Here is an 11,381-nt window from a genome sequence, read left to right on the forward strand (position 1 = left end):
GGCAGGGGGTAATCCCTTGCCGAGCATAGACGCCCTCGCCGAAAGACTGTCGACCTACCTCGGCAAGGAGCAGGTCAATCTGGTCCGCCGAGCGTATTTCTACGCCGAACAAGCCCACGACGGCCAGCGCCGTCGTAGCGGTGAAGCCTACGTCACGCATCCTCTTGCGGTGGCCAATATCCTTGCTGACATGCACATGGATCATCAAAGCCTGATGGCTGCGATGCTGCATGACGTCATCGAAGACACCGGTATCGCCAAGGAAGCGCTCTGCGCCCAGTTTGGCGAAACCGTGGCCGAACTGGTCGATGGGGTCAGCAAACTGACCCAGATGAACTTCGAGACCAAGGCCGAGGCCCAGGCCGAGAATTTCCAGAAAATGGCCATGGCCATGGCCCGCGACATTCGGGTGATTCTGGTCAAGCTCGCCGACCGGCTGCACAACATGCGCACCCTGGAAGTCCTTTCCGGTGAAAAGCGCCGCCGCATCGCCAAGGAAACCCTGGAAATCTATGCACCCATTGCCAATCGGCTGGGCATGCACAGCATTCGTATCGAATTCGAAGACCTGGGCTTCAAGGCCATGTACCCGATGCGTTCGTCGCGTATCGGTCAGGCGGTCAAGCGCGCGCGGGGCAACCGTAAAGAGCTGGTCAACAAGATCGAAGAGTCCCTGAGCCATTGTCTGGCGGTCGATGAGATCGAAGGCGAAGTCAGCGGGCGGCAGAAACACCTGTATGGCATCTACAAGAAGATGCGCGGCAAACGTCGCGCCTTCAATGAAATCATGGATGTCTACGCGTTTCGCATCATCGTCGACAAGGTCGACACCTGCTACCGCGTGCTCGGCGCTGTGCATAATTTGTACAAGCCGCTGCCCGGCCGCTTCAAGGATTACATCGCGATTCCCAAAGCCAACGGCTATCAGTCGCTGCATACGACGTTGTTCGGCATGCATGGCGTACCCATCGAAATCCAGATTCGTACACGCGAAATGGAAGAAATGGCCAACAACGGGATCGCCGCTCACTGGCTGTACAAGTCATCGGACGACGAAGTGCCCAAAGGCACGCACGCCCGGGCTCGCCAATGGGTCAAAGGCGTGCTGGAAATGCAGCAGCGTGCCGGCAATTCGCTGGAATTCATCGAAAGTGTGAAGATCGACCTGTTCCCGGACGAGGTTTATGTCTTCACGCCCAAAGGCCGGATCATGGAGCTGCCCAAAGGCTCCACGGCGGTGGACTTTGCCTATGCGGTGCATACCGATGTGGGCAACAGCTGCATCGCCTGTCGGATCAATCGTCGCTTGGCGCCTTTGTCCGAACCACTGCAAAGCGGCTCGACGGTCGAGATCGTCAGTGCGCCGGGTGCGCGTCCGAACCCGGCATGGCTGAATTTTGTCGTCACCGGCAAGGCTCGCACCCATATCCGCCACGCCCTCAAGCTGCAACGCCGCTCCGAGTCGATCAGCCTTGGCGAGCGTTTGCTGAACAAAGTGTTGAACGGCTTCGAGAGCAGCCTGGAAAAAATCCCGGCCGAGCGTGTGCAACTGGTTCTGGCCGAATACCGTGTCGAAGTCATCGAAGACCTGCTCGAAGACATCGGCCTGGGCAATCGCATGGCTTACGTGGTCGCGCGCCGCCTGTTGGGCGAAGGCGAGCAACTGCCGAGCACCGAAGGTCCGCTGGCGATTCGCGGCACCGAAGGTCTGGTGCTCAGCTACGCCAAGTGCTGCACACCGATCCCGGGCGACCCGATTGTCGGCCACCTGTCCGCAGGCAAAGGCATGGTTGTGCACCTGGATAACTGCCGCAACATCAGTGAAATCCGCCACAACCCGGAAAAATGCATCCAGCTGTCCTGGGCCAAGGACGTCACCGGCGAATTCAATGTCGAGCTGCGCGTCGAGCTGGAGCATCAGCGCGGCCTGATCGCGCTTCTGGCCAGCAGCGTCAACGCGGCCGACGGCAACATCGAAAAAATCAGCATGGATGAGCGCGATGGGCGCATCAGCGTGGTTCAGCTGGTGGTCAGCGTTCACGACCGTGTGCATCTGGCCCGCGTTATCAGAAAACTGCGCGCCTTGACCGGGGTCATCCGCATTACCCGCATGCGTGCGTAGCCAACCATAATCAGGAGTTCTTCATGACCAAGACTGTTATCACCAGCGACAAGGCACCTGCGGCCATCGGCCCTTATTCTCAGGCCATCAAAGCTGGCAATACTGTCTACATGTCCGGGCAGATCCCGCTGGACCCGAAAACCATGGAGCTGGTCGAAGGCATCGAAGCCCAGGTCGTTCAGGTGTTCGAAAACCTGAAGTCGGTTGCCGAAGCGGCAGGCGGTTCGTTCAAGGACATCGTCAAACTCAACATCTTCCTGACTGATCTGGGCAACTTCGCCAAGGTCAACGAGATCATGGGCAAATATTTCGAGCAGCCTTACCCGGCGCGCGCAGCCATCGGCGTTGCGGCCCTGCCGCGCGGCTCGCAGGTCGAAATGGACGCGATTCTCGTCATCGAATAAATCCCCAGCGGGGCGTCACCGCCCCGCCGCACCTGAAAGGAAGGACTCTGTTATGCGCTTTGCGCTTGCCCTCTCGCTGGTTGCCGTTTTTTTGACCGGCTGTGCCAGCCACGCTGACCGCAATCCCGACGGTACCTGGATCAACCAGGCCGCCATCGACGCCGCCGTCAAGGGCGACAATCTCCGTCAGGCGCTGCTCGCCAACGGTCCGAACCTGGAATGGCAAATCAACACCAAGGCCGGTCAGGCGCTGTATTCGAACGGGTTCGAAGTGGGCGAAGGCAAGATTGCCAGTGCCGCCGATGGCAAACTGCGCATCGACTACTACAACTCTGTCGAAAACTTGCAGATCAAGGGCGATCAGTTGATTCAGGCCGCCAGCGAATCCGGCCCGGAACAGCGCTTCCAGAAACCTGAGACCCCTGCTCCTGCAGGTGCTCCAGCGGGCAGCAGCTTCGAAAAAGCCCTGTACGGCGCTTATCTGGGCGGCAAATGGACCATCGTCAGCGGCGACGGCCAAGGCAGCTCGGTGCAGTTTATGCCGGATGGCAGCGTGCAGGGTCTTCCGGAAAACGATCGTTACGCGCTGTGTCTGGCGGGCGATTGTGCCGCGATGAGCGGCGAATACGACAGCATGTGGCTGGAAAAAGCCGAGCAAGGCAATGCGTGGATCTTCTCGCGCACCGGCAAGCAGCTGGAGATTTTCCAGGCGGTGAACAACGCCGGCGCAGACCAGATGCCAGAGCTACGCCCAGGCGCACGCCGCTGGTTGCTTGAGCGCAATTGATTTAGCACGGTTCACGCAACCATTTGAATTGGAATGCATTTTGTAGGACCGGCTTCAGCCGGGAGGGGGGCAGCCATTCGCAGCAATTGTGTTGGCTGACCTGTTGTTCTCACGGCTGAAGCCGGTCCTAAGGGGCCAGGTTCAACCCAACAACGCCGCATACCCTTCCCGATACGTCGCATAGCGCGGCACCCAGCCCAGCGCTTTGGCGCGTGCGTTGCTGCAGCGTTTACTGCCGGAACGACGCAGCGCCGAGTTTTCGGCCCATTCGGTGACGCCCAAATACTCGCGCATCCATTCGACCACCTCCGCCAGCGGCGCGGGCGCGTCGTCGACGCCGATGTAGCACTCTTCCAGATCAATTCCTCGTGAATCCGCCTCAAGCAGGTAAGCCAGCAGCCCCGCCGCGTCATCGGCATGAATCCGGTTGGCATATAAAGGTGGTTCGATGGCCACGCTGTATCCCTGACGAACCCGGTTGGCCAAATCGCTGCGTCCTGGCCCATAAATCCCGGTTAAACGCACCACGCTGGCCGGGAAACCGCTCTGCAACGCGACTTGCTCCGCCTCCAACATGACCTTGCCGGAAAAGCCGCTGGCGTCGGTCGGCGAGGTTTCGTCGACCCATTCGCCGTGCTGCTGACCATAAACGCTGCTGCTGGACACGAAAACAATGCGCTTGGGCTGCTGACCATGTTGGGCGAGCCAGGCCAGCACGTGCTGCAACCCTTCTATATAAGCTGCGCGATAACCGGCTTCGTCGCGCTCGGTCGGGGTGGCGCAATACACCAGGTAATCGAGGTCAGTCGCAGGCCAGCTGGCGGGCGCCTGGGTTTGAAACAGATCGCCTGCAACCCCGATGACACCTTCGGGCAAATGAGCAATCGTGCGGCGCAGGCCGTAGACAGTCCATTGCTGCGGCAGCAGATGATTAGCCAGACGGCTGCCGATATCGCCACAGCCAGCGATCAAAACGGAGGGGGCGGACATGTCGAATCTCCACAACAAATGGCGTGTTAAAGCAGCTGGAGCGGGGGTGAAAGCCGGTCAGCCAACTGCGATTGATAGAAAAAAAGATACTGTGTTACTTTTGTTAACAAGAATTACTTGCAATAATGACGGCCCGTTTGTTCTCCTCCCTGCGTCAAACGCATCGCGCGACGTAGCAGAACGACCCACCTTTTCTTCACTCAGGTCCGGCCAGCATGACACGTATCAACTCTTCCGCTTCGCCAACCAAACTCCCCAGCCTGCCGCGCGCATGGCGGGCAATCGCAGCGTTGCTGCTGAGCCTGATGATCGTCCCTGCTGCATTGGCCGATCAAGCTGCGCCAACGACACCGGCCGGCACGCCAGCGACTTCGGCTGCTCCGGCACCGACCGCCGCGCCGGTTCTGCAGGAGAGCGCCGCGCCCGTTGAAGGCCCGGCAGTTGTCGAAGCAGAAGATAACAGCCTGGGCATGGCACATGACCTGTCGCCATGGGGCATGTACCAGAACGCTGACATCATCGTCAAAGCGGTCATGATCGGCCTGGCGATTGCCTCGATCATTACCTGGACCATCTGGATCGCCAAGGGTTTCGAACTGCTGGGCGCCAAGCGCCGTCTGCGCACTGAAATCGCCAACCTGAAAAAGGCGCGCACCCTGACCGAAGCCAGCGAAAGCGCCGCCAAACAAGGTACGCTGGCGAATCTGCTGGTCCACGACGCCCTGGAAGAAATGCGTTTGTCGGTCAACAGCCGCGAACGTGAAGGTATCAAGGAACGCGTCAGCTTCCGTCTTGAGCGTCTGGTTGCAGCCTGTGGCCGCAACATGAGCATGGGCACCGGCGTGCTCGCGACCATCGGTTCCACTGCGCCGTTCGTAGGCTTGTTCGGTACCGTCTGGGGCATCATGAACAGCTTCATCGGTATCGCCAAAACCCAGACCACCAACCTCGCCGTGGTTGCACCGGGTATCGCCGAAGCCTTGCTGGCTACCGCGTTGGGCCTGGTTGCCGCGATTCCTGCGGTGGTCATCTACAACGTCTTCGCCCGTTCCATTGCCGGTTACAAGGCGCAAGTGTCCGACGCATCGGCTCAAGTCCTGCTGCTGGTCAGCCGTGACCTTGACCACCAGCCGAACGAACGCTCCCAGTCGCCGCACATGGTCAAGGTGGGCTAAACCTTGGGCATGCATCTGAAGGAAGGCGACGACGACCTCGCCGAAAACCACGAAATCAACGTAACGCCGTTCATCGACGTCATGTTGGTCCTGCTGATCATCTTCATGGTGGCCGCGCCATTGGCAACGGTTGATATCAAAGTCGACCTGCCGGCCTCGACCGCCAAACCACAGCCTCGGCCCGAGAAGCCGATCTTCCTCAGCGTCAAGGCCGACCAAAGCCTGTTTCTGGGCGATGACAAGGTCGCCCGTGAACAGCTCGGCCAGATTCTCGATGCCAAGACCAAAGGCAAGAAGGACACGACGATCTTCTTCCAGGCCGATAAAGGCGTGGATTATGGCGATCTGATGGAAGTCATGAACGCCTTGCGCGGCGCGGGCTACCTGAAAGTCGGTCTGGTCGGCCTCGAGACGGTTGGTAAGAAATGATCAATTCGCGCCAAAAACTGACGCGCTATGGCGGTAGTCTGTTGTTGGTGCTTGCCGTGCATGCCATCGCAATCGTTGTTGCGCTGCGCTGGCCGGCATCCCAGGCAATCGAGCTACCACCGGCGGCAATGATGGTCGAGCTGGCTCCCGAGCCTGTTCCGGCACCGCCGCCTCCACCTGCCGTCGTGCAGCCGCCACCGCCAGAGCCCGAGGAGCAGATCCCCGAGCCGAAAGTGGCTGAGGCGCCGAAGCCGGAAATCGCCGTGCAGAAGCCGGTGGAGAAACCCAAGCCCAAGCCGAAACCACAGCCGCCCAAGCCGATCAAGAAACCTGAGCCTCCTCAGGAAAAACCGGTCGAAGAAAAGCCGATGGACACGCCGCCGACGACCGCCAAGGTCGAGAAATCTGCTGCGCCAACCCCACCGAGCCCACCTTCGCCGCCGAGTACGGCGTTGCCAAGCTGGCAAGGCGACTTGCTGCGCCACCTGGCCAAGTTCAAGAAGTATCCCGAGGACGCACGTCGTCGCGGCATGCAGGGCGTCAGCCGTCTGCGGTTCGTGGTCGATGCCGATGGCAACGTCTTGTCGTACTCGATTGCCAGCAGCTCAGGCAGTCCGGCACTGGATCGGGCCACGATGGAAATGATCCGTCGCGCCCAGCCATTGCCCAAGCCGCCGGCGGAAACCCTGAACAATGGCACTATCGAGATCCTGGCGCCGTTCGTTTATTCGCTGGATAAGCGCTGAAACGCAGTTTTGATACACAGGAGTGGCCTTGATAACGTGCGTCTATCGATTGCAGCCGCTATGCTGGGGCCGCAACTTCATGGACGCACGCTATGACTCTCACAGAATTGCGCTACATCGTTACCCTCGCCCAGGAACAGCATTTCGGCCACGCGGCTGAACGTTGCCACGTCAGCCAGCCGACATTGTCGGTGGGCGTCAAGAAGCTGGAAGACGAACTGGGTGTGCTGATCTTCGAGCGCAGCAAGAGCGCCGTGCGCCTGACGCCGGTCGGCGAAGGCATCGTCGCTCAGGCGCAGAAGGTTCTCGAACAAGCTCAAGGCATCCGCGAACTGGCGCAGGCCGGCAAGAACCAGCTGACCGCTCCGCTCAAGGTCGGCGCGATCTATACCGTCGGGCCTTACCTGTTCCCGCATCTGATTCCGCAGCTGCATCGCGTTGCGCCGCAAATGCCGTTGTACATCGAAGAAAACTTCACTCATATCCTGCGCGACAAGCTGCGCAACGGCGAGCTGGACGCGATCATCATTGCGCTGCCGTTCAACGAAGCCGATGTGCTGACGCTGCCGCTGTATGACGAACCCTTCTACGTCTTGATGCCCGCAGACCATCCGTGGACCCAGAAAGACTCCATCGATGCCTCGGCGCTCAACGACAAGAGCCTGCTGCTGCTTGGCGAAGGTCACTGCTTCCGGGATCAGGTGCTTGAAGCCTGTCCGACTCTGGTCAAAGGCAGCGAAGGCGCGAGACACACCACGGTGGAATCCAGCTCGCTGGAAACCATTCGCCACATGGTCGCGTCCGGCCTGGGTATTTCGATCCTGCCAATGTCCGCCGTCGACAGCCATCACTACGCCCCTGGCGTGATAGAGGTTCGTCCGCTGACGCCACCGGTGCCGTTCCGTACCGTTGCCATCGCCTGGCGCGCAAGCTTTCCACGGCCTAAAGCGATTGAAATCCTCGCTGACTCCGTGCGTTTGTGTTCCGTCGCGCGTCCGAAAGCCGAAGCGAGCTAAGTCGGGCCATGGGCGAGCTTTCCACGGTTTCGGTCACGGCGCTCAAGGGCGTCGGCGAGGCCATGGCTGAAAAACTGGCCAAGGTCGGTCTGGAAAACCTGCAGGACGTGCTGTTTCACCTGCCTTTGCGTTATCAGGACCGCACCCGTGTCGTGCCCATAGGTCAGTTGCGACCGGGACAGGACGCGGTGATCGAAGGCGTGATCAGCGGCGCCGATGTGGTCATGGGCAAGCGGCGCAGCCTGTTGGTGCGGCTGGGCGATGGCACTGGCACCTTGAGTCTGCGTTTCTACCACTTCAGCAATGCGCAGAAGGAAGGTATGAAGCGCGGCACCCATTTGCGCTGCTTTGGTGAAGCGCGTCCTGGCGCGTCCGGACTGGAAATCTATCACCCGGAATACCGCGCCCTGACCGGCGACGAACCCGCGCCCGTCGAACAGACCCTGACCCCGATCTACCCGACTACCGAAGGCCTGACCCAGCAACGTCTGCGCCAGTTGTCTCAGCAGACATTGGCGATGCTGGGTCCGAAAAGCCTGCCTGACTGGCTGCCGGAAGAGCTGGCGCGGGATTATCAATTGGCACCGCTGGACGAAGCGATTCGTTACCTGCATCACCCGCCGGCCGACGCCGATGTCGAAGAGTTGGCTATCGGCCACCATTGGGCGCAACACCGCCTGGCCTTCGAAGAGCTGTTGACCCATCAACTGTCGCAGCAGCGCTTGCGTGAAAGCCTGCGTTCCCAGCGTGCCCCGGCGTTGCCGCTGGCGAAGAGGCTGCCGAAGCAGTTTCTCGATAATCTGGGCTTCCCGCCCACGGGTGCTCAACAGCGCGTCGGTAATGAAGTTGCCTATGACCTGAGCCAGCCCGAACCGATGCTGCGCCTGATTCAGGGCGATGTCGGCGCCGGGAAGACCGTGGTTGCGGCCTTGGCGGCATTGCAGGCGCTGGAAGCGGGTTATCAGGTGGCGTTGATGGCGCCCACGGAAATCCTCGCCGAACAGCACTTCATCAACTTCCAGCGCTGGCTTGAACCGCTGGGTATCGAAGTCGCGTGGCTGGCGGGCAAGCTCAAGGGCAAGGCGCGGGTGGCGTCGCTGGCGCAGATCGCGGGCGGCACACCGATGGTGGTGGGTACCCATGCGTTGTTTCAGGATGAAGTGCAGTTCAAGAATCTGGCGCTGGTGATCATCGACGAGCAGCACCGCTTCGGCGTGCAGCAGCGTCTGGCCCTGCGCAAAAAAGGCGTCGGCGGCCTGATGTGCCCGCATCAGTTGATCATGACCGCAACGCCCATCCCGCGAACCCTGGCCATGAGCGCGTACGCCGATCTCGATACTTCGATCCTTGATGAGCTGCCGCCCGGAAGAACTCCGGTCAATACCGTGCTGGTTACCGACAGTCGGCGCATCGAAGTGATCGAGCGGGTGCGCGCGGCCTGCGCCGAAGGGCGTCAGGCCTATTGGGTCTGCACCTTGATCGAAGAATCCGAAGAGCTGACTTGCCAGGCAGCTGAGACAACCTTTGAAGACCTGACCAGCGCCCTGGGCGAATTGCGGGTCGGCCTGATCCACGGGCGCATGAAACCCGCCGAGAAGGCTGCGGTAATGGCGGAGTTCAAACAAGGCGCGTTGCAGTTGCTGGTGGCGACCACCGTCATTGAAGTCGGCGTGGACGTGCCCAACGCGAGCCTGATGATCATCGAAAACCCCGAGCGTCTGGGGCTCGCGCAACTGCACCAATTGCGCGGGCGTGTTGGTCGGGGCAGTGCAGCCAGTCATTGCGTTCTGCTTTACCACCCGCCATTGTCACAGATCGGCCGTCAGCGCCTGGGCATCATGCGCGAAACCAACGACGGCTTTGTCATTGCCGAAAAAGACCTTGAGCTGCGGGGGCCGGGCGAAATGCTCGGCACCCGGCAAACCGGCTTGCTGCAGTTCAAGGTGGCAGACCTCATGCGCGACGCAGACTTGTTGCCTGCGGTGCGTGACGCCGCTCAAGCGTTGCTCGAACGCTGGCCGCAACATGTCAGTCCGCTGCTGGAGCGCTGGCTGCGACACGGCCAGCAATATGGTCAGGTGTGATGCGGGTCAGGCTTTGATGAGTGCTTCACACTCTCTATAACTAAGCTGGTTATACTTCAGCGATTGTAGGAATTTGGATACAGACCATGACAGAAGTCGCCCACGTTGATGACGCTCCCCATGCGCCGACCGTTATTCGTCAATTGCTTGGCAAATTAGCGATCAGCTACAGCGAAGTTCTTGAGGACACTCGTCTGCCTGCCGCGCGCAAAGTGCAGGCGGTGTTGGTCGAGGACGCTGTCGGTGCGCTTCTGATTCTGTTTCCGCAAAATCAGTTACTGGATCTGAACCGGATCACTGAGTTGACCGGGCGCAAGCTGACGGCGGTCCCTCATGATCGTTTGCTGCGCATGCTGGCCAAACACAGCCTGCACACGTTGCCAGGCATCCCGGCGCTGACCAGCTCACCGTGTCTGTATGAAGAGCGCCTGCTGCAAGAGCCAACGGTACTGGTCGGTTCCGGGGAGCCGGGCATTCTGCTGGAAATCAGCAGTGAAGACTTCAAGACCATGCTCAACAAAGCCAGCGCCGCGCGTTTCGGCGAGCTGTTGAGCACGATTCACCCCAACCTGGATCGTCCCGACGACGACCGCGAAGAAATTACCCAGGCCATGCACGCCTTCACGGCGCGGCGCATCCAGCAGCGCCTGGAAGCGACCCTGGAAATCCCGCCTCTGGCCGAAACGGCGCAGCGCATCATCAAGCTGCGCGTCGACCCCGATGCCACTATCGATGACATTACCGGCGTGGTCGAAACCGATCCGGCGCTGGCTGCTCAGGTGGTGAGTTGGGCGGCGTCGCCGTATTACGCTTCGACCGGCAAGATTCGCTCGGTGGAAGACGCCATTGTGCGAGTTCTGGGTTTCGATCTGGTGATCAATCTGGCGCTGGGCCTGGCGCTGGGCAAAACCCTGAGCTTGCCCAAGGATCATCCGCAACAGACCACACCTTACTGGCAGCAGTCGATCTACACCGCTGCGGTCATCGAGGGCCTGACCCGCGCGATGCCTCGCGCCAAGCGCCCGGAAGCCGGCCTGACCTACCTGGGCGGTCTGCTGCACAACTTCGGTTATCTGCTGCTGGCCCACGTGTTTCCGCCGCATTTTTCGCTGATCTGCCGCCAGCTGGAGGTCAATCCGCACCTGCATCACAGTTATGTCGAGCAGCATTTGCTGGGCATCAGCCGCGAACAGATCGGCTCCTGGCTGATGCGCTACTGGGACATGCCGGACGAATTGGCCACTGCGTTGCGCTTCCAGCACGACCCTTCGTATGACGGCGTTCACTGCGAGTACGCCAATCTGGTGTATCTGTCGGTGCGATTGCTGCGCCAGAACGGCATCGGTTCCGGCCCCAAGGAAGAGATTCCCGAAGAACTGTTCGAGCGCCTGGGCCTGAGCCGCGAAAAAGCCGAAGACTCGGTGCGCAAGGTCCTGGAAGCCGAAGTGCTGCTGCGCGAACTGGCTTCGCAGTTTGCTCCGCAGTAATCGGCCATAGCACCTTGATTGCAATACCGGTAGGAGGGGACTTGTCCCCGAAAAGGCCGCTCTGCCGGTGCTGATCTGACTGACGGATTTCCGTATCCGGGCCGCTGACTTCCCGGACAAGTCCGGTCCTACCAAAGGGAG

Annotated in this window: 10 protein-coding genes; 9 read left to right on the plus strand and 1 reads right to left on the minus strand. The window is 60.4% G+C overall.

From position 1 onward, the window contains the following. The first annotated feature begins 16 nt into the window (after positions 1–16). From spoT to AFK24_RS02740, 3 genes are read left to right on the plus strand one after another with little or no spacing between them, the layout of a single operon-like run. Positions 17–2,122: a bifunctional GTP diphosphokinase/guanosine-3',5'-bis pyrophosphate 3'-pyrophosphohydrolase gene (gene spoT / locus AFK24_RS02730; protein WP_020293323.1), complete on the plus strand. Its 2,106-nt coding sequence runs from the start codon at positions 17–19 to the stop codon at positions 2,120–2,122. 23 nt (positions 2,123–2,145) lie between these two features. Next, on the plus strand, positions 2,146–2,526 hold the full coding sequence (locus AFK24_RS02735) for a RidA family protein (protein WP_065831783.1): 381 nt from the start codon (positions 2,146–2,148) through the stop codon (positions 2,524–2,526). A gap of 52 nt (positions 2,527–2,578) precedes the next feature. Then, the gene (locus AFK24_RS02740; protein WP_065831784.1) at positions 2,579–3,313 is read left to right on the plus strand and encodes a hypothetical protein; all 735 of its coding nucleotides are present in this window, start codon (positions 2,579–2,581) and stop codon (positions 3,311–3,313) included. Between the two features lie 141 nt (positions 3,314–3,454). On the opposite strand, the gene AFK24_RS02745 is transcribed toward AFK24_RS02740, so the two are convergent. Continuing rightward, a complete protein-coding gene (locus AFK24_RS02745) occupies positions 3,455–4,303 on the minus strand; it encodes an SDR family oxidoreductase (protein ID WP_065831785.1) in 849 nt (282 codons plus the stop codon). A gap of 215 nt (positions 4,304–4,518) precedes the next feature. Between AFK24_RS02745 and exbB the strand changes: the two genes are divergently transcribed. From exbB to AFK24_RS02775, 6 genes are all read left to right on the plus strand, one after another. After that, positions 4,519–5,478, plus strand: coding sequence for a tonB-system energizer ExbB (gene exbB / locus AFK24_RS02750; RefSeq protein WP_065831786.1), 960 nt, complete (start codon positions 4,519–4,521; stop codon positions 5,476–5,478). Between the two features lie 3 nt (positions 5,479–5,481). Next, complete coding sequence (exbD, locus tag AFK24_RS02755) at positions 5,482–5,907, plus strand: TonB system transport protein ExbD (protein WP_065831787.1); 426 nt, start codon at positions 5,482–5,484, stop codon at positions 5,905–5,907. Further along, positions 5,904–6,653, plus strand: coding sequence for an energy transducer TonB (locus tag AFK24_RS02760; protein WP_065831788.1), 750 nt, complete (start codon positions 5,904–5,906; stop codon positions 6,651–6,653). The genes exbD and AFK24_RS02760 overlap by 4 nt, the downstream gene beginning before the upstream one ends. Before the next feature lie 92 nt (positions 6,654–6,745). After that, entirely contained in the window at positions 6,746–7,669 is a 924-nt protein-coding gene (locus AFK24_RS02765; protein ID WP_065831789.1) for a hydrogen peroxide-inducible genes activator, read from the plus strand. Between the two features lie 8 nt (positions 7,670–7,677). Next, positions 7,678–9,753: an ATP-dependent DNA helicase RecG gene (gene recG, locus AFK24_RS02770; protein WP_065831790.1), complete on the plus strand. Its 2,076-nt coding sequence runs from the start codon at positions 7,678–7,680 to the stop codon at positions 9,751–9,753. Positions 9,754–9,839: 86 nt separating this feature from the next. Continuing rightward, entirely contained in the window at positions 9,840–11,240 is a 1,401-nt protein-coding gene (locus AFK24_RS02775) for an aminoacyl-tRNA deacylase and HDOD domain-containing protein (protein WP_065831791.1), read from the plus strand. The last annotated feature ends 141 nt before the right edge of the window (positions 11,241–11,381 follow it).

Origin of the sequence: Pseudomonas syringae (assembly GCF_001698815.1) — a bacterium.
GTDB classification, from domain to species: domain Bacteria; phylum Pseudomonadota; class Gammaproteobacteria; order Pseudomonadales; family Pseudomonadaceae; genus Aquipseudomonas; species Aquipseudomonas syringae_A.